The 21,288-nt window shown below is 59.9% G+C and carries 24 protein-coding genes; 18 read left to right on the forward strand and 6 right to left on the reverse strand.

The window, feature by feature from the left end:
* Positions 1 to 33 precede the first annotated feature (33 nt).
* Entirely contained in the window at positions 34 to 834 is an 801-nt protein-coding gene (locus tag A7976_RS06280) for an outer membrane protein assembly factor BamD (protein ID WP_067108748.1), read from the reverse strand.
* A gap of 36 nt (positions 835 to 870) precedes the next feature.
* Between A7976_RS06280 and rluD the strand changes: the two genes are divergently transcribed.
* The 3 genes from rluD to A7976_RS06295 are packed head-to-tail and all read left to right on the forward strand — an operon-like array spanning position 871 to position 3,485.
* On the forward strand, positions 871 to 1,917 hold the full coding sequence (gene rluD / locus A7976_RS06285; protein ID WP_067108751.1) for a 23S rRNA pseudouridine(1911/1915/1917) synthase RluD: 1,047 nt from the start codon (positions 871 to 873) through the stop codon (positions 1,915 to 1,917).
* Entirely contained in the window at positions 1,914 to 2,651 is a 738-nt protein-coding gene (pgeF, locus tag A7976_RS06290; protein WP_067108753.1) for a peptidoglycan editing factor PgeF, read from the forward strand. The genes rluD and pgeF overlap by 4 nt, the downstream gene beginning before the upstream one ends.
* 45 nt (positions 2,652 to 2,696) lie before the next feature.
* Positions 2,697 to 3,485 (forward strand): ZIP family metal transporter, encoded by a 789-nt coding sequence (locus A7976_RS06295; RefSeq protein WP_067108756.1) that lies wholly within the window; start codon positions 2,697 to 2,699, stop codon positions 3,483 to 3,485.
* Here the strand turns inward: A7976_RS06295 and A7976_RS06300 are convergent.
* Positions 3,423 to 3,644 (reverse strand): hypothetical protein, encoded by a 222-nt coding sequence (locus A7976_RS06300; RefSeq protein WP_067108759.1) that lies wholly within the window; start codon positions 3,642 to 3,644, stop codon positions 3,423 to 3,425. The genes A7976_RS06295 and A7976_RS06300 overlap by 63 nt on opposite strands.
* Positions 3,645 to 3,822: 178 nt before the next feature.
* Between A7976_RS06300 and A7976_RS06305 the strand changes: the two genes are divergently transcribed.
* From A7976_RS06305 to fabG, 13 genes are read left to right on the forward strand one after another with little or no spacing between them, the layout of a single operon-like run.
* Positions 3,823 to 4,107 carry a phosphopantetheine-binding protein gene (locus A7976_RS06305; RefSeq protein ID WP_067108767.1) on the forward strand — a complete coding sequence of 95 codons (285 nt, stop codon included), beginning with the start codon at positions 3,823 to 3,825 and terminating at the stop codon, positions 4,105 to 4,107.
* Complete coding sequence (locus tag A7976_RS06310) at positions 4,107 to 4,751, forward strand: hypothetical protein (protein WP_067108773.1); 645 nt, start codon at positions 4,107 to 4,109, stop codon at positions 4,749 to 4,751. Before A7976_RS06305 ends, A7976_RS06310 begins: the two co-directional genes overlap by 1 nt.
* Positions 4,752 to 4,760: 9 nt before the next feature.
* Positions 4,761 to 6,104, forward strand: coding sequence for an AMP-binding protein (locus A7976_RS15260; protein ID WP_067108775.1), 1,344 nt, complete (start codon positions 4,761 to 4,763; stop codon positions 6,102 to 6,104).
* Positions 6,101 to 6,400, forward strand: coding sequence for a hypothetical protein (locus tag A7976_RS15265; RefSeq protein ID WP_067108777.1), 300 nt, complete (start codon positions 6,101 to 6,103; stop codon positions 6,398 to 6,400). The genes A7976_RS15260 and A7976_RS15265 overlap by 4 nt, the downstream gene beginning before the upstream one ends.
* Complete coding sequence (locus tag A7976_RS06325; protein ID WP_067108783.1) at positions 6,397 to 7,341, forward strand: acyl-CoA synthetase; 945 nt, start codon at positions 6,397 to 6,399, stop codon at positions 7,339 to 7,341. The genes A7976_RS15265 and A7976_RS06325 overlap by 4 nt, the downstream gene beginning before the upstream one ends.
* Positions 7,328 to 7,903 carry a LolA-related protein gene (locus A7976_RS06330; protein ID WP_067108785.1) on the forward strand — a complete coding sequence of 192 codons (576 nt, stop codon included), beginning with the start codon at positions 7,328 to 7,330 and terminating at the stop codon, positions 7,901 to 7,903. The genes A7976_RS06325 and A7976_RS06330 overlap by 14 nt, the downstream gene beginning before the upstream one ends.
* Positions 7,900 to 10,239, forward strand: coding sequence for an MMPL family transporter (locus tag A7976_RS06335; protein ID WP_082878016.1), 2,340 nt, complete (start codon positions 7,900 to 7,902; stop codon positions 10,237 to 10,239). The genes A7976_RS06330 and A7976_RS06335 overlap by 4 nt, the downstream gene beginning before the upstream one ends.
* Positions 10,232 to 10,882 carry an alpha/beta hydrolase gene (locus tag A7976_RS06340; RefSeq protein WP_067108788.1) on the forward strand — a complete coding sequence of 217 codons (651 nt, stop codon included), beginning with the start codon at positions 10,232 to 10,234 and terminating at the stop codon, positions 10,880 to 10,882. The genes A7976_RS06335 and A7976_RS06340 overlap by 8 nt, the downstream gene beginning before the upstream one ends.
* Positions 10,882 to 11,685, forward strand: coding sequence for a polysaccharide deacetylase family protein (locus A7976_RS06345; protein ID WP_067108791.1), 804 nt, complete (start codon positions 10,882 to 10,884; stop codon positions 11,683 to 11,685). Before A7976_RS06340 ends, A7976_RS06345 begins: the two co-directional genes overlap by 1 nt.
* Before the next feature lie 28 nt (positions 11,686 to 11,713).
* A complete protein-coding gene (locus tag A7976_RS06350) occupies positions 11,714 to 12,910 on the forward strand; it encodes a beta-ketoacyl-[acyl-carrier-protein] synthase family protein (RefSeq protein WP_067108797.1) in 1,197 nt (398 codons plus the stop codon).
* On the forward strand, positions 12,907 to 13,704 hold the full coding sequence (locus A7976_RS06355) for a beta-ketoacyl synthase chain length factor (RefSeq protein WP_067108799.1): 798 nt from the start codon (positions 12,907 to 12,909) through the stop codon (positions 13,702 to 13,704). The genes A7976_RS06350 and A7976_RS06355 overlap by 4 nt, the downstream gene beginning before the upstream one ends.
* On the forward strand, positions 13,698 to 14,159 hold the full coding sequence (locus A7976_RS06360; RefSeq protein ID WP_371440606.1) for a 3-hydroxylacyl-ACP dehydratase: 462 nt from the start codon (positions 13,698 to 13,700) through the stop codon (positions 14,157 to 14,159). The genes A7976_RS06355 and A7976_RS06360 overlap by 7 nt, the downstream gene beginning before the upstream one ends.
* Positions 14,156 to 14,875 carry a 3-oxoacyl-ACP reductase FabG gene (gene fabG, locus A7976_RS06365; RefSeq protein ID WP_067108801.1) on the forward strand — a complete coding sequence of 240 codons (720 nt, stop codon included), beginning with the start codon at positions 14,156 to 14,158 and terminating at the stop codon, positions 14,873 to 14,875. Before A7976_RS06360 ends, fabG begins: the two co-directional genes overlap by 4 nt.
* Here fabG and A7976_RS06370 read toward each other — a convergent pair.
* The 3 genes from A7976_RS06370 to A7976_RS06380 are packed head-to-tail and all read right to left on the reverse strand — an operon-like array spanning position 14,872 to position 17,410.
* The gene (locus A7976_RS06370; RefSeq protein WP_067108806.1) at positions 14,872 to 15,630 is read right to left on the reverse strand and encodes a glycosyltransferase family 2 protein; all 759 of its coding nucleotides are present in this window, start codon (positions 15,628 to 15,630) and stop codon (positions 14,872 to 14,874) included. The genes fabG and A7976_RS06370 overlap by 4 nt on opposite strands.
* Complete coding sequence (locus A7976_RS06375; protein ID WP_067108808.1) at positions 15,624 to 16,373, reverse strand: 1-acyl-sn-glycerol-3-phosphate acyltransferase; 750 nt, start codon at positions 16,371 to 16,373, stop codon at positions 15,624 to 15,626. Before A7976_RS06375 ends, A7976_RS06370 begins: the two co-directional genes overlap by 7 nt.
* On the reverse strand, positions 16,370 to 17,410 hold the full coding sequence (locus tag A7976_RS06380) for a hypothetical protein (protein ID WP_240483813.1): 1,041 nt from the start codon (positions 17,408 to 17,410) through the stop codon (positions 16,370 to 16,372). The genes A7976_RS06375 and A7976_RS06380 overlap by 4 nt, the downstream gene beginning before the upstream one ends.
* A gap of 135 nt (positions 17,411 to 17,545) precedes the next feature.
* Here A7976_RS06380 and rimO point away from each other — a divergent pair, with 135 nt between their 5' ends.
* The gene (gene rimO, locus A7976_RS06385) at positions 17,546 to 18,862 is read left to right on the forward strand and encodes a 30S ribosomal protein S12 methylthiotransferase RimO (protein WP_067108811.1); all 1,317 of its coding nucleotides are present in this window, start codon (positions 17,546 to 17,548) and stop codon (positions 18,860 to 18,862) included.
* Positions 18,863 to 18,901: 39 nt separating this feature from the next.
* Here the strand turns inward: rimO and A7976_RS06390 are convergent, their stop codons facing one another.
* On the reverse strand, positions 18,902 to 19,210 hold the full coding sequence (locus A7976_RS06390) for a hypothetical protein (protein ID WP_067108817.1): 309 nt from the start codon (positions 19,208 to 19,210) through the stop codon (positions 18,902 to 18,904).
* Between the two features lie 187 nt (positions 19,211 to 19,397).
* Here A7976_RS06390 and A7976_RS06395 point away from each other — a divergent pair, with 187 nt between their 5' ends.
* Complete coding sequence (locus tag A7976_RS06395) at positions 19,398 to 21,281, forward strand: nucleoside-diphosphate sugar epimerase/dehydratase (RefSeq protein ID WP_067108819.1); 1,884 nt, start codon at positions 19,398 to 19,400, stop codon at positions 21,279 to 21,281.
* The last annotated feature ends 7 nt before the right edge of the window (positions 21,282 to 21,288 follow it).

Genomic DNA, 21,288 nt, shown 5'->3' on the forward strand with positions numbered 1-21,288 from the left:
GACGCAGAGGCGTCCTTTTAAAGCGGAGAGGAATTACAGGCTTTCCCAGAATTTCCACCAGGATTTCTGTTCCGGCGGCGCAGCCGTGCCGTTGAAAGGATTGTTGGGATAGTTGGTCTTGAATACGCGCATGGTGTCCTGCTTGAGGTCTTCGATGCCAAGCAGGTCATAGGCGCTGATCATGATGATCAATGCATTTTCCACTGCCGGTGTTTCGGGATAGGTTTCGATCACGAACTTGCAGCGATTGACCGCCGCGACGTAGGCACCGCGTTTCATGTAGTAACGTGCCACGTGCAGTTCGTGCGCGGCCAGCGTGTTGACCAGGTAAGTCATCCGCGCCGTGGCATCCTTGACGTATTTGCTGTTGGGGAAGCGCGTTATCAGTTCCTTGAATGCTGCGAACGATTCACGCAATGCCTTCGGGTCGCGGTCGCTGATGTCCTGAGCCGTCAGTTTTTCGACGATGCCGCGCTCGTTGAAGGTGGCCAGGCCTTTCAGGTAGTAGACATAGTCGACGTTAGGGTGGTGCGGGTGCAGCTTGATGAAGCGATCCGCGGCGGCAATGGCCGAAGCTGCTTCACCTTTTTTGTAGTACGCGTAGGCGATTTCGAGCTCTGCCTGAAGCGCATAGCGGCCGTGTGGATAACGCGATTTCAGTTTTTCGTAATAGCCGATAGCCTTGTCGTAGTCGCGGTTGCGCATCGAAGTTTCGGCTTCGGTATTCAGACGCTGAACGGACCAGCCCTTGGTTTCATCGATTTCGGTGGGATCGCCGAAAATGGCGCATGCTGAGAGGAACAGAGCAAGAATTAAGGCTACACTACGTTTCATTTAATTAGTCCCAAGACGTTTGCCCGATTATAACCGATGACCCAAACCCAGCCTATCTCCCTCGTAATTCCCCAATCGCTTGCCGGATCGCGCCTCGACCAGGCCCTGCCCAAGCTGCTGCCGGACTATTCCCGCTCCCGTCTGCAAGCCTGGATCAAGGAGGATCTGGTGCGCGTCGATGGACAGGCCGCCATCGCCAAGCAGAAGGTATGGGGCGGTGAAAAGATTGAAGTGCGGCCGCAACCCAGCCCGGATGAAAGTGCTTTCTCAGCCGAAGACATTCCGCTCGATATCGTTTACGAAGACGAGCACATTCTGGTGATCAACAAGCCCGTCGGCATGGTGGTGCATCCCGCCGCAGGCAACTGGCAGGGAACTTTACTCAATGCGCTGCTGCACCACGCGCCGCAGCTGAAGGATCTGCCGCGTGCCGGTATCGTGCATCGCCTGGACAAGGACACCAGCGGCCTCTTGGTCGTCGCCAAGACCATCGCCGCCCAGACCGGCCTGGTGCGCCAGTTGCAGGCGCGCACCGTGAAGCGCGAGTACCGCGCCATCGTCTGGGGCGAGGTGTGGAAGAACGGCACGGTGGAAACGCAGATCGGCCGCGACCCGCGCTCGCGCACCCGCATGGCGGTGACGCGCGTCGGCGGCAAACCGGCGGTTACGCATTATGAAGTGCTGGAGCGCTTCGCGGTGCACACCTATCTGCGCTGCCGTCTTGAAACCGGGCGTACGCACCAGATCCGGGTGCACATGCAGCACATAGGCGCGCCCATGGTGGGCGATCCGGTCTATGGACTGCGCGGCATCGTGCCGCATCGTGTGATGTCGCAAACGCTGCGCGACGCGTTGAAGGGCTTCAAGCGGCAGGCGCTGCACGCGGTACGGCTCGGATTGATCCATCCCGTAACCGGCGAATTCATGGAGTGGCAGGCAGAATTGCCGGCGGACATGAAGGCGCTACTGGAAGCCATGCGCTTTGAAGAAGACGTGAGCGAGGAAGATTTCGAACTCCCGTTCGAAGTGTATGACGAGGACGATTTCGAGGATGAGTTCGAAGACGAAGAGGATGTGGAGTGACGCTGGCCGAGTCTTTGATTATTCCTGACTGGCCGGCACCGCCGAAAGTCAGGGCGATCCAGACTACACGATTGGGGGGCCTCAGTACGGCGCCCTACGACAGCCTCAACTTCGGCATGCATGTCGGGGACGATGCCCATACCGTCGCCGCCAACCGCAACCTGTTGAACACGCTGGTGCCGAGCGAACCGGTCTGGATGGAGCAGGTGCACGGTACCGCGGTGATCCTGGCCGAATCTGCCGGATGCGAGCCGCGCGCGGATGCCTGCATCACGCGCCGTGCCAATGCGGTGTGCGCAGTGATGACAGCAGATTGCCTGCCGGTTTTCCTGTGTGACGATGTCGGTACGGTAGCGGGCGTGGCGCATGCCGGTTGGCGCGGCCTCGCCGATGGCGTGATCGAGGATACGATCATCGCCATGGATGTTCCGACATCATCGATGATGGCCTGGCTTGGGCCGGCCATTGGGCCGCAGGCCTTCGAAGTAGGGCCTGAGGTACGCGAGGTTTTCCTGCGCAACGACCCGGCGAGTGAGTTTGCCTTCAATGCGCGTGGCGACAAGTACTTGGCCGATCTTTATCTGCTCGCGCGCCAGCGCTTGCTGTCATTGGGCATACAGCGCATTTATGGCGGTGATTTCTGCAGTTATACCGATACGGAACGTTTTTTTTCGTATCGCCGCGACGGACGCACCGGGCGCATGGCTTCGCTAATCTGGCTAAGCCCTGCTTGACACGTCCCGTATAATCCCAACTTTTCTCACCTTTGCATAACAACAATGTCCGTATTCAGCTGGATTCTCGTTTCAAGCCTGTTCGGAGGCGTGCTTAGCGTCACTGCTGCCGGCCTCGTGGCGCTCAATGCGCGTACCGCATGGATTCCAATGCTGATCAGCTACGCCATTGGTGCGCTGCTGGGCGCGGTATTCCTTGAAATCCTGCCGCATGCCTTCGAGCTTTCCAGCAGCATGGACAACATGGCAGCGACGGTGCTGTTTGGCATACTGCTGTTTTTCGTGCTGGAAAAGCTGGTGCTCTGGCGTCATTGCCACGGCGACGAGTGCGAGGCGCATGCGGCCCCCGCGCCGGTGCATGACCATGGGCACGATCATGGCCGCAGCGGCATGATGATCATGATAGGCGATACCTTCCATAACTTTGTGGACGGTATCCTGATCGCGGCGGCGTTCATGACGGACTTCAAGCTGGGGGCGGTGACGGCGCTGGCAATCATCGCGCACGAAATCCCGCAGGAAGTCGGCGATTTCCTGATTCTGCTGCATTCCGGCTACACCAAACGCCAGGCGTTCATCTTCAATCTGCTGTCCAGCCTGGCGACGCTGGTTGGCGGGGTGATTGCGTATTTTGCGCTGCAAACGGTGCAGAACTGGATCCCGACTATCCTCGGGCTGGCTGCGGCGAGCATGATCTATGTGGCGGTCGCGGATCTGATTCCCGGCCTGCACAAACGCCCGGAGCTGCGCGCCACGGTACAGCAGGTGACCTTAATCGGCCTTGGTATCGGATCGATCTGGCTGGTCAAGTTCCTGCTCGGCCATCACGCGTAGGCGGTTGCGCCGGCGTTGCGGCGTGCCGATGATCCAGATCAGCAGGGCGCAGGGCAGCAAACCATAGAACAGGAATGTGAGCAGCCCGGCGACGATGCTGGGTTCTGTCAGCGCCATCATCAGGGTGACATAAAGCCAGGCGATTGCAACGATATACATGCGCAAGAGATTAGCACGACCGGATCATTCAAAAAACGAAGCGGCGCAAATACACTACCGTTTTGATTCCTTCGAAATACTGGCTGGGTTTAAAACGCGGTAAAATATATTCATTCTTGAAGCGCCTTGTGGCAAGTGTGTTCCAGGGATATAAGCCTCAAACAAACAAAGAGTTGTCATGACAGAAAAATATACGCCCACAGAGGAAGCTGCATTACAGCTTGAAATTGCCGAGCTGATGGTGCAGGCATTGAATCTTGACGTTTCCGCCGCAGAAATCCAGCCTGATGAACCGCTTTACGGCAATGGCCTGGGTCTGGACTCCATCGATATCCTTGAGGTCGCATTGGTAGTCTCCAAGCGCTACGGCCTGCAGTTGAAAGCGGACAGCGAAGACAATCACCGCATTTTCGGTTCGTTACGCAGTCTTACGGAGTATGTGGCTGCACACAAAACCCGCTGATGCCTGACATCCTCCGAACCGCCAGGGGCGTAGGTGTTGCCGTCGCTATTGCGGCTTATGCCGTGCTGATGCATCACGTCAATGCCTCCGGCCGGCCCGGTATCATGGGCGCTTTTCTGGCGATGGCGCCGGTGTTCCTCATCGGATTGGCCATGCTGTCGAATACGCGTTGGCGACTGGGCGGTTTGTTGCTGCTCGGGGTAAGTGGATTGTTATTCTGGAGAGTCTGGTCGACGATTGCGCATCACTCCGGCCTGCTTTTCTGGATTCAGGACATGGGCTTGCTGCTGACCTTGCTGGCGACCTTCGGCCGTACGCTGGTCGGTGGACGCACGCCGCTGTGCGTGACGTTTGCGGAAATGGTGCATGGCCCATTGTCGGCGGCGCATGAGCGCTATGCGCGGCAAGTGACGGTTGCCTGGGCAGGTTTTTTCGGTCTGCTCGCAGCCATCTCGACCTTGCTGTTTTTACTGACGCCTTTGACGGTCTGGTCGGTGTATGCCAATTTCATGGTATTGCCGCTGGTCGCGTTGATGTTCGTCGCAGAATACCTGGTGCGCCGTCGCGTATTGTCAGATGCCTCGCACGGTCACATCCTCGATGCGGTCAATGCTTATCTGAAATCTTCCCGCCCGCATGGGTAGGCTTGAGCTATGGCGACCTCTCCACTGCTTTCCCACACATCCTTGAGTGACACAGTCGCCTGGCGCGGCAATGCGCCGGTGTCGGTTGCGCAATTCCTGCGAGATGCTACATATCTTGCCGAACGGCTTCCTGCTGGCCGGCATGTGCTGAATGTCTGCCGCGATCGCTATCGCTTTGCCGTGGGGCTGGCCGCAGCCATGATGACAGATAAGGTGAGCCTGTTGCCGCCTACGCATACACCGGAAACGGTGCAGCAATTGCAGCTGTTTGCCGCCGATGTGTTTTGCCTGCATGACAGTGAGCAATGCGATATCGCATTGCCGCAATTGCCTTATCCAGCGATTCCCGATGCTTTTCCGCTGGAAGCGCGCATACCGCACATCGATATCGAGCAGGTGGTTTCCATCGTATTCACTTCCGGCTCCACCGGCATGCCGATGCCGCACCCCAAAACCTGGGGCGGACTGGTGCGCAACGTCCGGGCGCAAGCGGAACAACTCGGGTTAAAGTCCGGCGTGAGCCATGCCATTGTCGGCACGGTGCCGCCGCAACACATGTACGGTTTCGAATCGACCGTACTGCTGCCGCTGCAGTCCGCAAACGCCTTGTGCAGCGCGCAACCGTTCTATCCGGCTGATATTTGCGAGACGCTGGACGCGATAACGATGCCGCGCCTGCTGGTCTCCACCCCCTTGCATTTGCGGACACTGCTGGAGGCCGGTCTGCCGTTGCCGCGCGTCGAGATGGTGCTGTCTGCGACCGCGATGCTGTCGCCGCAACTGGCGCAGGCTGTGGAGTCCGGTTTCAATGCACCCTTGCTGGAAATCTACGGCTGTACCGAAACCGGACAAATTGCCACGCGTCGCACGACGCGAACCTTGGAGTGGAGTCTGTTTCCGAATGTGCGGCTGGTTTCGCGTGAGGGTGGGGTATGGGCCGAAGGCGGTCACGTGGAGCATCCCGTTGCATTGAACGACAAGATCGAACTGACTGGAGCTGGACGATTCCTGCTGCATGGCCGCTTGCAGGATCTGATCAATATTGCCGGCAAGCGCAGTTCGCTGGCGCATCTGAATGTGCAACTGACCGCGATCCCCGGTGTCGTCGATGGCGCGTTCTACATGCCGGACGAAGTGTCGCACGATCATGTCACACGTCTCGCCGCCTGTGTGGTCGCGCCTGGGCTGGATGCGAAAACGTTGCTGAAAGCGCTGCGCGAGCGCATCGATCCGGTCTTTTTGCCGCGCCCGCTGCTATTCGTCGATGCCTTGCCGCGCAACAGCACGGGCAAGCTGCCGCGCGAAGCGCTCAAGAACCTGATCGAAAACCGTTTCAACCGGGATGCGGCATGAAGAAAACCATGCTGAACATCCCTGACTATCATCCCGCGTTTGCCGGGCATTTCCCGGATATGCCCATCGTGCCTGGCGTCGTGCTGCTGGATGAGGCGATGCATGCGATTGCCGATGATATCGGCCATGATGGCGCGTGGCAGATCGGCTCAGTCAAATTCCTGAGCCCATTGGGGCCGGGCGCGCGCGTTATCATCGAGCACGAAGCCCAGGCCAGCGGCGCGATTCGCTTTGACATCCGCGAAGGTGAGCGGCATATCGTTTCCGGCAGCATCACACCCGTCACTGAATCATGAATACCGTACAGAAAAAGGCCGTCTGGCTGCAATCGAGCGAACGCAGCAACATGCCCATGCTGCGCCTTATGAGCTGGATATCGTTGCGGTTGGGGCGGCGTATCGCACGTTCGGTACTGCACCTGGTGGCGCTGTATTTCGTACTGTTCTCGCCTTCGAGCCGCAACGCCTCGCGCGACTATCTCACGCGCGTGCTGGGTCGACCCGCCGGCTGGCGTGACCTCTACCGGCATTTTTTCAGTTTTGCCGCGACGATACACGATCGCATCTATCTGGTGGATCGACGCTATGACTTGTTCGATATCGACATTCAAGGGCTGGAACATATCAATCCCTTGATCGAGGCGGGCGGCGGCGTGTTTCTCATGGGTGCGCATCTGGGCAGCTTCGAAGTCATTCGCGCCATTGGACGGCAAGTGCCGGGGCTGCATGTGGCGATGGTGATGCACGAAGACAATGCGCAGAAAATCAACAAGATGCTGGCGGCGATCAACTCCGAGGCCGCGCTGGATGTCATTCCCCTGGGGCGCATCGATTCCATGCTCAGGGTGCAGGATAAACTGGATGCCGGCATGCTAGTCGGCATGCTGGGCGACCGCACCCTGGGCGATGAGCCCATGATGCCAGTCGATCTCCTCGGCGCACCGGCCGCCATGCCTGTCGGCCCTTTCCGCATGGCCGCACTGATGCGGCGCCCAGTGGTGTTCATGGTCGGGCTGTATCTCGGCGGCAATCGCTACCGCGTGCATTTCGAGACCTTGGCCGATTTTACCGATGTTCCACGCGGCCAGCGCGAGGCTGCCGTAAAGCAAGCAATAGAGCGCTATGCCGGCCTGTTGAACCATTACTGTCTAGATGCGCCTTACAACTGGTTCAATTTTTTCGATTACTGGCAATCCGTCCCGACATCCCTGAGTGCGCAACCCCATGAACATCGTTAAATCATTTCTCATGCTGGCCTGCCTGCTTGTTTCATCCTCACTGCAGGCGGGTGAGTGGAGTATCGACCAGCTGATGAACGGCCTGGCGCAAACCCGCTCCGGTCATGCGAGTTTTATCGAGAAGAAATCCATCGCCATTCTCGACAGGCCGGTCGAGTCCTCGGGCGAGCTGTTCTATACCGCGCCCGGCCGCCTCGAAAAGCGCACGCTCAAGCCGCGTCCGGAAAGCATGGTGCTGGAGCAGGGCACGCTGACCATCGAGCAGAAAGGCAAGCGGCACGTGCTGCCCTTGCAGAACTATCCTGAAATTGCCGCCTTTATCGAGAGCATACGCGGCACGCTGGCAGGCGACCGCGCAGCGCTGGAACGCGCCTACCACCTGAATCTGGAAGGGGGCGAGCAGGGCTGGACGCTGGAACTGCTGCCGCTGGCAGACCGGATGAAGAAAGTCGTCGAGCGCATTCGCATCGCCGGTGAGCGCCATGAATTACGCACCATCGAAATTCGACAAGCGGATGGCGACAGCTCGCTGATGACCATCACGCAGATGTCCGCGCCTTGAAGCTGACTTTTCCGCATTCCGGCCGGGCTGCGATTGCCGTATGGCTGGCGTTGATCATAGCCAGCATCGTCATCATCGCGCGCAGCCATTTCACCGCCGACCTGTCCGCCTTCCTGCCGCGCACGCCGACGGCACAGCAGCAGCTGTTGATGGATCAGTTGCGCGACGGGCTGGCTTCCAAACTGATTCTGGTTGGCATCGAAGGGGCGGACGAAGCATCGCGCGCCGCGATTTCCAAAAATATGGCACAACGCCTGCGATCCGCCCCGGCATTCGTCGCGGTCAATAACGGCGAGCCGGTGACTACCGAGCGCGACCGCGAAACCCTGTTCAACTATCGCTACCTGCTGAGCCCGACCGTGACGCCGGAGCGTTTTGGCGTCGCCGGACTGCATGAGGCTTTAAGCGAAAGCATAGACCGGCTTGCCTCGCCCGCCGGCCTGCTGATCAAGCAATTGCTGCCGCGCGATCCCACCGGCGAAATGCTGCAATTGATCGAGGGCATGGAAAGCAGCCGCCAGCCGCGCATGATCGAAGGCGCATGGGCGTCGCAAGACGGAAAAACTGCATTGTTGCTGCTTCAGACCCACGCGGCCGGTTCCGATACCGATGCCCAGCAGCATGCGATGGCCGCTGTCCAGACGGCATTCGAGCAGGCAGCCCAAGGCGTAAAAGGCGCTGAGCTGCACATGACCGGCCCCGGCGTATTTTCGGTGCTGGCGCGCGACACCATCAAACATCAGGTGCGGGTAATCTTCATCGTCAGCTCTCTGCTGATCGCCGCACTGCTGCTGGCGGTTTACCGTTCACCGCGGGCCTTGCTGCTCGGCTTTCTGCCTGTGGCGACCGGCATTCTGGCGGGGGTCGCCGCGGTCAGCCTCGGTTTCGGCGTGGTGCATGGCATCACGCTCGGCTTCGGCACGGCGCTGATCGGCGAAGCGGTGGATTATTCGATCTATCTTTTCCTGCAATCGGAGCAGGGCGGGGCGGATCGTTCCGGCTGGGTGAGCCGCGTCTGGCCGACCGTGCGGCTGGGCGTGCTGACTTCGGTGTTCGGTTTTGCCGCGCTGCTGTTCTCGGGCTTTCCCGGTCTGGCGCAGCTTGGCTTGTATTCGATTGCCGGCCTGCTGGCGGCCGCGGCGATGACGCGTTTTGTGTTGCCGCATCTTTTGCCTGCCGATTTCCGGATATGCGACGTTTCCGCCGCTGGCGGTGCGCTGGCACTGCTGTCGCATCAGGCAGGCCGTTTGCGCTGGATTGCACTGCTGTTGCTGGCGGTTTCCTGCGTCGTGCTTTATCAGCATCGCGATCATTTGTGGAATCGCGAACTGGCCGCATTGAGCCCCGTTTCTGCCGCGGATCAGGCATTGGATACCCGTCTGCGTGCCGCCATGGGTGCGCCCGATGCGCGTTACCTGGTGGTGGTGGATGGCCAGAGCGAAGAGGCGGCGCTGCAATCCGCCGAACAGGTGTCGCTTGCCTTGCAGCCGCTGGTTACCAACGGTGCGCTGGCCGGCTTCGAAAGCCCCAGTCGTTATTTGCCCAGCGAGGCAACACAGCGTGCCCGCCAAGTCAGCCTGCCGCCATCAGACGTACTTGAAGCAAGCCTTAATGAAGCGACGGAAGATTTGCCGGTGCGGCCAGGATTATTCAAGCCCTTTCTCGCCGATGTAGAGGCAGCGCGCCAGATGCCTCTGCTGCAACGTGTCGATCTCGAAGGCACTTCGCTGGCAATGGCGGTCGAGGCGCTGCTGGTCCGCCAGCATGATCGCTGGAATGCGTTGCTGCCGCTCACAGCGCCGGAAAACAGTGCCATCGATACCGCCGCGGTGCAAGCCGCGCTGGATCAGGTTCCGGGCGCGGTGTTCGTCGATCTGAAAGCCGAATCCGATCATTTGTATTTCGGTTATCTGCAAGAGGCCATTCTATTGTCGCTGGCAGGTGTGGCAGCGATTATTGCCCTGCTGCTGGTGACGCTGCGCTCACCGTCGCGCGTTGCGCGCGTCGTCCTGCCGCTGGCTGCGGCCGTGCTGACCGTGACGGCCGGGTTGGCGCTGTTCGGGCAACCCCTGATGATCCTGCACCTGATCGGCCTGCTGCTGATCGTCGCCATCGGTTCCAATTACGCGCTGTTCTTCGATCACAGCGACGCCGCCAGCTTGCAACCGCGCACGATGGCGTCACTGCTATTGGCCAACGTCGCCACCGTGCTCGGTTTCGGCCTGCTGGCGTTTTCCACCGTGCCGGTGCTGCAGGCCATGGGCGTCACCGTTGCGCCGGGCGTGATCCTGGCGTTGCTGTTCTCGGCGATTTTTGCCAAGCGGGCTCATGCGTAGCCTCGCCGACTTCGCCCAGCCCGGCAGACAAGCGGAAACGCTGACCATCCTGCTGCCCGGCGCACTGCATCAGCCGGAAGATTTCGTGCGCGAAGGTTTCGTCGATGCTGTGCGCAATCGCGGCATTGATATGGACCTTTTGTTGGCGGGCTTGCTGTTCGACCACGTAGCCGGCGAACAGGCACTGCCGCAGCTGCACGCCAGCCTGATCGCGCCGTCCCTGGCCGCTGGCTATCGCCATATATGGCTGGCCGGGATTTCCATCGGCGGCTATGTTGCGATGGCTTACGCCGACCGCTATCCGGGAGGTGTGGAAGGGCTCTTCCTGATGGCGCCCTACCCGGGCAACCGCATGACCACCAGTGAAATCGCCACGGCAGGAGGCATCATCGCCTGGCAGCCCGGCGACTTGGCGAAGGATGACACCGAGCGGCGCAACTGGCGTTGGCTGCAATCGCATGAGAAGAGTGGCATTGAAGTGCATCTGGGCTACGGCGCGGAAGATCGCTTTGCTCCCGGCCATGCGATGATGGCGGAAGCCTTGCCGGCGAGGCATGTCGACTGCATCGCCGGCGGCCACGACTGGCCGGCGTGGCGGGATTTGTGGCATCGTTTTCTCGAGCGGCGCTTCGGAGGGGCTTGATGAATAAGCATCGCTGGCGGCCTACCGCATTCCTTGGCTTTTCCATCGCGCTGCACCTGTCGGCGCTGCTGGCCGTCGTCATCGACTTTGCGCTGTGGCCATGGGCGCTCGCGACGGTGGCGGCCAATCACATGGTCATCACGTTGTTGGGTCTCTTGCCGCGCAGCAGCGGGCTGGGCGCTAATTGGACGCGTTTGCCGGATGCAGCCATGCGCCGCAACGAAATCGCTCTGACCATAGACGACGGCCCCGATCCTGAAGTGACGCCGCAAGTGCTGGAATTGCTTCAAGGCCACGGCGTGAAAGCGACCTTTTTCTGTATCGGCAGCAAGGCCGCACAGCACCCCGAGCTGTGCCGCGAAATCGTGCGGCACGGGCATGCCATCGAAAATCACACTCAGCATCACCGCCACAATTTCTCGCTGCTGGGGCCGGCAGGCTATGCCCGCGAAATCGCGGCCGCGCAAGAGTCGCTGAGTCGCATCGCAGGCATGACCCCGCGGTTCTTCCGTGCTCCGGCCGGGTTGCGCAACCCATTCCTGGAGCCGGTTCTGGCGCGGTTTGGGCTGCAACTGGCGAGCTGGACGGTGCGCGGGTTCGACACCTGCACGCGCGATGCAACGCAGGTGCGAGCCCGGCTGTCGCGCGGCGTGAAACCGGGTGCGATACTTCTGCTGCACGACGGCAACGCGGCTAGAGCCGCTTCCGGCGAGCCGGTTGTCTTGCAGGTACTGCCGGACCTGATAGCGTCGGCGCATGCGGCCGGGCTCCGTTTTGTCACCCTGCGCGACGCGGCCCTATAATGAATTTTTTACAAATGATGGTTTACCTTTGAATCCATTACTTATCTCTCACTTCACCGCCACGAGCAGCATTGGACGCGGACTGGATGAAACGCTGGCAGCACTGCGCCAGCGCACTCCCGGCCTGAAACCGTGCGATTTCGATACTGTGGATTTGTCTACTTTCATCGGTGAGGTCGCCGACGTGGATGACGTTGCACTGCCCGCTGAGATGAAAGATTTCGATTGCCGCAACAATCGTCTGGCTCAGCTGGGATTGGAACAGGACGGTTTTGCCGAAGCGGTGCGGACGGCTATCGAACGTTACGGCGATGACCGTGTCGGCGTATTCGTCGGCACCAGCACCTCCGGCATCCTTGAGACGGAGCTGGCCTATCGCCGGCGCGATCCGGAAACCGGCGCACTGCCCGCCGATTTTCATTACAGCAAAACGCAGAATACCTTTTCAGTCGCCGATTTCACCCGCCACTATTTCGGCTTGCACGGCCCGGCCGTGGCGATTTCGTCGGCCTGTTCGTCCAGTGCCAAGGTCTTCGGTTCGGCACGTCGCATGATAGAGGCCGGGCTGATCGACGCTGCCGTGGTCGGCGGGGTGGATACGCTGTGCCTCACGACATTGTACGGTTTCAATTCGCTGCAACTGCTTTCCACGCAGGCTTGCCGCCCGTTCGACGCAGCCCGCGACGGCATCTCCATTGGCGAGGCGGCAGCGTTCGCGTTGCTGGAGCGTGCACCGCAGCATCCAGAACCCGATGATTTGTTCTTGCTCGGTATCGGCGAATCGAGCGATGCCTATCACATGTCCTCGCCGCATCCCGAAGGCTTGGGCGCACGTATCGCGATGGAGCAGGCCCTGACAACGGCCGGCCTGGCACCGAGCGACATCGACTACATCAACCTGCATGGCACTGCAACGCCGAGCAACGATACCGCGGAGAGCAAGGCGGTAAGGGCGGTATTCGGTACTGCCACGCCTTGCAGTTCCACCAAGGGCGCGACCGGTCATACGCTGGGCGCGGCAGGCGGCGTCGAGGCGGTGATCAGCCTGCTGGCGCTGCGGCATGGCCTGCTGCCCGGCGGACTCAATACGACGCAGATCGACCCCGAAGCCGGGCTGAATTACCTGCTGGAAAACCGCGAACAGCCGGTGGCGAGCGTCATCAGCAATTCCTTCGGGTTCGGCGGCACGAATTGCAGCCTGATTTTCGGGAGGGCCGCGCGATGACATCGCTGATTGCTTACATCGAAGGCATCGGCCTGCTCGGTCCCGGTCTGTCCGGTTGGTCCGAAGGGCGTGAGATTCTTGCCGGCCGGCAAGCCTATCAGCCGCAGAAAACCGTGATTCCGCCGCCTGTGCTGCTGCCGCCCGCAGAACGCCGCCGCTGCGGCGAAATCGTCAAATTGGCGCTGGCGACCTCGACGGAAGCGATGGCCACCGCCGGGGTGGAAGCGAGCAATTTGCCCAGCGTCTTTACCGCCTCGCACGGCGATGGCCACAACTGCCATACGATTTGCGAAATGCTGGCTTCCGATGATCGGCAGGTCTCGCCGACGCGTTTTCACAACTCAGTGCATAACGCCGCTTCCGGCTATTGGAGCATCGCCACCGGCGCGATGGCATCGTCCGCGGTGCTGTGCGCTTTCGATGCCAGTTTCGGGGCGGGATTGCTGGAAGCAATGGTGCAGGTCGCGGTAGATGGCAACCGCTGCATCCTGATCGCTGGCGACACCGACTACCCCGAACCGGTTTTCAGCGTACGGCCTTTGAGCGATCTACTGGGAATTTCATTGGTGCTGGCACCCGAGCATACGCCGCAGGCTGTGGCGCGTATCAGCGTGACGCTCAGCGACGGACCTGTAGATCGTTTCGCTGATGGCGGGCTGGAAAAGCTGCGCCTCAGTATTCCGGCCGCTCGCGGTTTGCCGTTGTTGCATGCGATAGCCGTTGGCGAAAGCGCTCATGTGGTGCTCGACTACCTGGAAGAAACCCGCATCGCCGTGGAAGTCAGCCCGTGTTAGACCGCAACTGGATCGCCAGCCGCATTCCTCATCAGGGCAGCATGTGTTTGCTCGACGGCGTGGAAAGCTGGGATGAGGAAAACATCCAATGCCGCGCCAGCAGCCATCGCGCGGAGGACAACCCCTTGCGCGCTCATGGCCGGCTGGGCGCCGCCTGCGGCGTCGAGTATGCCGCGCAGGCGATGGCCGTGCATGGCGCCTTGCTGGCCCCGCCCGACAATGCCGCGCCGAAAGCGGGATTCCTCGTCAGCGTGCGTGGCGTGCAAGTCCATGTGGTACGGCTGGACGATATTTCCGAAGACTTGACGGTGCAGGCCAGCCGCATCATGAGCAACGAAAACAACATTCTTTACCAGTTCAGCGTCAGTGCGGCCGACCGGTTGCTGCTGGAAGGTCGCGCGGCAGTGGTGATCAATGCCGACGCGCTGTTACCGAATGCAGGGAGCATGAAATGAAGAAAGCGCTTGTCACCGGGGGCAGCGGGGGTATCGGCGCCGCCATTTGCCGCCGTCTTGCTGCCGACGGCTGCCATGTGTACGTGCATGCCAATCGCGGCGTGGACGCTGCACAAGAACTGGTTGAGGGAATCCGCGCCACGGGTGGCAGCGCCGAAGCGATAAGTTTCGATGTCACCGACAGCGCCGCTGTCAGTGCCGCCTTGCTCCCGCTGATCGAAGACGCGCCGATCCAGATCCTTGTCAACAACGCAGGCATCCATGACGACGCCGTTTTTCCCGGCATGCGCCCCGACCAATGGCACCGCGTCATCGACGTCTCCGTGAACGGATTTTTCAATGTCACCCAACCCCTGATGATGCCCATGATACGCAGCCGCTGGGGGCGCATCATCAATATCTCCTCCATCTCCGGCATCGCCGGCAATCGCGGCCAGACCAATTACTCCGCCGCCAAGGGCGCGCTCAATGCCGCCACCAAGTCCTTGTCGCAGGAGGTGGCCAGTCGCGGAATCACCGTCAACGCCGTTGCGCCGGGGATAATCGAAACTGCAATGACCGAGGGAACATTCGACCCCGGGATGATCAAGCAGATGGTGCCCATGAAGCGCGCGGGTAAGCCGGGGGAGGTCGCCAGCCTGGTTGCATACCTTGCGTCGGATGAAGCTGCCTATATTTCGGGGCAGGTGATTTCGATCAATGGCGGGATGCTTTAGCGCCCTGCTAGCCGTCGCTTGATCAAAAGGGGCAGGCGTAGTGCAAAACCCAAAAACAACCGCGTATGCATCCACGTCAGCAGCACGTTGTCGCGCAGGTAATTGAAATGCGATACGCCGCCTTCCTCTGCGCCGAAGTAGCGCACCGGTGCCGGGATATTGACTGCCTTTACGCCGCGCCAGCTTAGCCGCACTACGGCTTCGGGGTCGAAGTCGAAACGGCGCATCCAGGGGTGGCGGCGCATGATTATTCTCAACGGTGCGATGGGGTAAACGCGAAAGCCGAAGAGCGAATCGCCTATGCCTGCCCACAGCGTTTCCAGATTGGCCCACCAGTTGGAGATTTTGCGGCCCTTGATACGAATGCTGGGGGCGCTGGCGTCGAAAACCGGCATGCCCAGTATCATCGCGTCGGGCTGCTTGATTGATTCGGCCATGAACACGGGAATCAGGTCGGCCGGATGCTGACCGTCGGAGTCCATCGTCAATACGTACGAGTAACCGGCTGCCGCCGCAATATCCAGTCCGTGCAATACGGCTGCGCCTTTGCCGACGTTTTGCGGCAAATGTATGACACGCAGGTTTGCGTCCTCCCTGGCCATGGCCTTCAGACCTGCCACAGACTCATCGGTACTGCCGTCGATCACGACCCATACCGGATTCCAGAAACGGCGTGCCGCGCGTACGGTGTCATAGACCTTGGGGCCGGGGTTGTAGCTGGGGATGAGGACGAGATGCGTGGTGGAGGCTAGCATGGCTGCGCGAGTTCTTCTGCAAAGTACTGCTCAAGTTCGGTTGTGAACAGGCGGATGTTTTGTGGCGGGTCGAAACGGCGGCCTAGGCGTACGCGAAAATGCAGCGGCATGGTCGGTTTGCGGAACAAGGGCCAGCCCTTGCTCAGGAAGGGCGTGTTGGCCTCGATGATGACAGTTTGCACCGGAACGCCGGCCTGGCGGGCAATCAGCCCCGCGCTGCCGGTCAGCGTGTTGACGGGATGGCGCGTGGTGCGGGTGCCCTCCGGAAACAGCAGCAGATGGCTGCCGTTTTTAAAGTCTTCGCAGGCCTGCAGCACCATGCGATGCACCGATTCATTGCGGATATATCCTGCCAGGCGCGCGCCGGCTCCCAAGAATACATTGTTCATCAATTCCGCCTTCATCACGCAGCAGACATTGGGCAGGCGTGAGATGATCATCACCGCATCGAGCAGACCGGGGTGGTTGGGGGCAATAATCAGCGGCCCGTCGTTGCGCAAGGCATCGAGCGCGCTCAGGTCGAAGCGGCAGCGCTGCGAAAGCTTGAGGCTGGCGAGATAAATGCGGAAACCGGCCATGATGACGAAGCGGCCAAGCGCGAGGGCCGGGCGTCGCGGCATCAGCGGCTGCAACACGGTGGCGATCAGCGTCCAGCCCAGGCACAGTAAACCCAGCCAGGCGAGACCGAGGTAGAGCAGCAGGTAATCGTATATTCCCACCAGCAGACGTATTGCGGCACTCATTGCCTGTCCGTGTTTTTGCGATCACAGGAAAAAGCCGTGGTTTCGATTTCAAGCAGCAAATCGTCGCGACAGATATCGGCTTGCAGGAATACCGCATTGGCATGGTTTCCGGTGAGACGGCGCAACTCATTGCGGATAATCTCTATGTCGGCAGCATGGCGCACGTAGACCCGATAAAAAAGCTGCGAGGGGTCGAACCAGCGATGATGCATCACCCTGTTGGCTTCAAGTATGACGGCTTCGATATTAGCCAGCGTTTCTCGCGTCTGGCCAGATACATCGTCCGAATGCAGGGTGCGATGCCCGACGATGCTGGCCGTGCCGGAAATGAAAAGCACTTCGCTTTCGGGAAGCCGCAACAAGCTGGCGCGGGAAAAGGTCGGACTGCGCGGACCGTAGTCTTCAGGGTAGGCGTAGGCATTGACCTGGCGCGGGTTTTCGATGGCGAGCGAAGCAGTGCTGCCGGCGAGAAAGGCGATTTGCAACGGGCCTTCAGCCGTGCCCAGCGCGCACGCGGACGGGAGCTCGCCGACCACATCGCGTGCGCAGGCCAGGAATGCATCCTGGCGGCCGAGGTTGAACTGCCGGTAGCGTTCCAGTCCGTGGCTGACGACATTGATGTCCGCCATGTAATTCCAGAAACGATAAACGAACGGAAGTTCGAGTTCGTCCAGCAGCGCAAATATCTGTCGATATGCGGATTCGGTGGCCTGTTGCAGGGGTATCGGATCGGTATCGGCTTCATTCAGCTCGATAACGCCGAACAGCAGGTTTTCGCTACGCCGATAACGTACCCCGCCTTGTTTCACTGTGGCGTTTATGCCATCGCCGAGCCATAACTCACACACAGGCTCGCCATCCAGAATCGGCATGGCGACATGCAGGAAGGGATTATCTGCGGCCGGGCAGGTCTGGTCCGTGCGCTCTGCAAAGCAGATAGCACCGAGCGTATGTTGCAGTGACGATTCTGTTGCACCGAATAGCGCTGGAAGAGAGAGATTTGCGTTTCGCAAAACCGTATTGGAAGAGTCGCTCAATTATCTATATGCCCTGAGGCTGGGTTTCGAAACGAATGCGGAAATTATAACGTATCAACCCGCTTGCTCGATGGTCCGATTGGGCCAGTTCGCTAAGTGCCTGTATAATCCGCCAATTTCCATGCGGTTGTAGTCATGTCCAAACACATTCCCCAAGTCGGCTTCGTTTCTCTTGGTTGCCCCAAGGCTTCTTCCGATGCCGAGCGCATCCTCACTCAATTGCGTGCCGAAGGCTACGAAATTTCTGGTAGTTATCAGGATGCCGACCTGGTGGTGGTCAATACCTGCGGTTTCATCGACTCGGCCGTGGAAGAGTCGCTGGATGCCATAGGCGAAGCGCTGGCCGAAAACGGCAAGGTGATCGTGACCGGCTGCCTCGGCGCCAAGGGTGATGTGGTGCGCAACGCGCATCCGAGCGTGCTGGCCGTTACCGGTCCGCATGCACTGGAAGAGGTGATGGAGGCAGTGCACACGCACAGCCCCAAGCCGCACGACCCCTACACCGACCTGGTGCCGCCGCAGGGTATCCGGCTTACTCCGCAGCATTACGCCTATCTGAAGATTTCCGAAGGCTGCAATCACCGCTGCACGTTCTGCATTATCCCCAGCATGCGCGGCGATCTGGTGAGCCGCCCGATAGGCGAAGTGATGCAGGAAGCGGAAAACCTGGTGAATTCAGGTGTGCGCGAACTGCTGGTGATTTCGCAGGATACGTCAGCCTATGGCGTGGACGTGAAATACCGTACTGGCTTCTGGGGCGGGCGACCGGTGAAGACGCGCATGACCGAGCTCGCCAATGCGCTTTCGGACCTGGATGTATGGGTGCGCCTGCATTACGTCTACCCGTATCCGCATGTGGACGAAGTGATCCCCCTGATGGCGGATGGCAAGATTCTGCCTTACCTCGATGTGCCTTTCCAGCACGCCAGCCCGCGCATCCTCAAGGCGATGAAGCGTCCCGCCAGCAGCGAGAACAATCTGGCGCGCATCCGCGCCTGGCGTGATGTGTGCCCGGACATCACCATCCGCAGTACTTTCATCGTAGGTTTCCCGGGCGAGACCGAAGACGATTTCGTGCAATTGCTGGATTTCATGCAGGAAGCGCAGCTGGATCGCGTCGGTTGCTTTGCCTATTCGCCGGTGGAGGGCGCGACAGCCAACGCGTTGCCGGGCGCGGTGCCGGAAGAGGTCAAGCAGGAGCGGCTAGCACGTTTCATGGAGCTGCAGGCTGGCATCAGCGCCGAGAAGCTGCAGCAGAAAATCGGCCAGACCATGCTGGTGCTGGTGGATGCTGTGGATGAAGAAAATGCAGTCGGCCGAAGCGCTGCGGATGCACCGGAAATCGATGGCGTGGTATATCTGGAAGGTGGCGCAGGTCTGATTCCGGGCGATCTGGTCGAAGTAACGATTACCGATGCCGACGAGCATGACCTGTTTGCCGGTCCGGCATAATTAAATAACGGCAGGCCGAACGGGCTTGCCGGTTGATGGTCAGGTGGAAGGCAGCTGCGGTTTCTCGCAGTCGGCGCGGCCTTCGAGAAAATCCAGGGTATAAGGGCAGCGGCTGGGGCGGCGCACGGCCTTGCGCTTTTTCCCGTGGTTGCTGGTATCGATGAACGGCGTTTCGCTGATGAGCTCGTAGCCGGATTGCTGCAGTTTTTCGACGGTGGTTTCGAACAGGCTGAGCGGGTTGTCAATATTTTGCAAGGTCACGGTTTTCTTGGTGACCTTGAGCACGTTGTACATGCTGAGCTTGCCGGCACGGCGCTTGCCGTAGATTTCTCCCGCCTTGACGATCATATTCTCTCCCTCCGGCGTCTCGATGCATGAAGTTTAACAAAAACCATCCATCCCATTAAAAAATTTAGGTGATTCTTCATGGTCTCGCTTTTCGGGCTTCCCATATGGCTACGGCTACTGGCATACTTTAAAACTTGTCGTTCAAATCGTGCATAATGCCCGGCATCTGACCGGGGGAGTTCATCGGATGCGCAGAATAAAAAATGCAAGAATCGTGATGGTGTTCGGACACGACGTGGCCGTGGCCGCGTTTGCGTGGAGCATGGCGTTTCTGTTGCGATTCAATTTTTCGATTCCCGAAAATTACGTTCATAACATGTTGCAGACCCTGCTCTGGGTCGTTCCTCTTCAAGCCCTGATTTTCTGGCGGTTTGGTCTTTATCGCGGCATGTGGCGTTTCGCCAGTCTGCCGGACCTGAAACGCATTCTGGTCGCCGTCGGCATCAGTGCGTTAATGGTGCCCGTGGTATTGCTGATGATGCAGCAAACCCAAGTGGTTGTGCCGCGCTCCGTGCTGGCGCTCGATCCTCTGCTGTTGGTGCTGTTCATGGGCGGCAGCCGTTTTGCGTATCGCTCATGGAAAGAGCATCGCCTGTATGGCTTGATGGAAGCACAAGGCAAGCCGGTGCTGATCATGGGTGCGGGCGATGCCGCCGCGATGCTGACCAAGGAGCTGGCGCGTAATCATGACTGGCAGGTGGTGGGTTTGCTGGATGATCAAGTCGCCTTCCGCGATCGGCAGATCCATGGCGTGCGCGTATTGGGCACGCTGGAGGAATTGCCGGAGTGGGCGCAACGAAATGGCGTCATGCACGTCATTATTGCGATGCCGTCCGCCACTCATGCGGAGCGACGCCGCGCGCTCGATATCTGCGCCGCGGCCGGTATCGAAACCCTGACGGTGCCTTCGTTCGACGATCTGGTCAGCGGCCGAGTCAGCATCTCACAGGTACGCCGGGTGGAAGTGGAAGACCTCCTCGGACGCGATCCGGTCGAACTGGACGATGCAGGCTTGCATGAGTTGATCGGCAGTGAGGTCGTGATGGTGACTGGCGCGGGAGGGTCCATCGGGTCGGAACTTTGCCGGCAGATCGCGCGCTATCAGCCTGAAATGCTGGTCTTGTTCGAGCTGAATGAGTATGCGCTTTATCGCCTCGAGCAGGAGTTCCGCGAAACGCTTCCGCAACTGCGCATCGTCTGCGTCATCGGCGACGTCAAGAATGCTTCACGCGTTTCGGGGGTGCTGCACCGTTACCGGCCGTCGGTGGTGTTCCATGCCGCGGCATACAAGCATGTGCCGCTGATGGAGTGGGGCAATGTCAGCGAGGCGCTGGCGAATAATGTGGTGGGGACCCATACCCTGGCGACGGCCTGCAAGGCGGCCGGGGTCGAGAAGGTCGTGCTGATCTCGACGGACAAGGCGGTTAACCCGACCAATGTGATGGGCGCAAGCAAGCGCCTGGCGGAACTCGTTTGCCAAGGCCTGCAAGACCCGCTGGGAACGCGTTTCGTGATGGTGCGTTTCGGCAATGTGCTCGGCTCTTCCGGCAGCGTCATCCCCAAGTTCCGCGAGCAGATCGCCAAGGGCGGCCCGTTAACGGTGACGCACCCGGAGGTGACGCGCTATTTCATGTCTATCCCCGAAGCATCGCAGCTGGTTTTGCAGGCCGGCCTGATGGGGAAGGGCGGCGAGATTTTTGTGCTGGATATGGGCGAACCCATCAAGATTGCACATCTGGCGAAGGAAATGATCCGTCTTTCCGGCTTCGAGGATGGCGAGATCAAGATTGTCTACACCGGCTTGCGTCCCGGCGAAAAGCTCTATGAAGAACTGCTGGCTGACGACGAACAAAGCCTGCCTACGCCACACGCCAAACTGCGCATTGCGCGTGCGCGAACGGCGGATGCGGAATGGGTTTCGGGCCTGCTGCGCTGGGTGAGCGCCGCTGTTGCGATGGACGAGCACGCAGTCAAGGAAGATCTCAAGCTCTGGGTGGAAGAGTACGCCGGTGACGTCAATGGCATCGCCAATCGGCCGGTGACCGCCCCCGCATCCGTTACCCTGCATTAAGCAAGAA

The organism is Methylobacillus sp. MM3 (assembly GCF_001645185.1).
GTDB lineage: Bacteria > Pseudomonadota > Gammaproteobacteria > Burkholderiales > Methylophilaceae > MM2.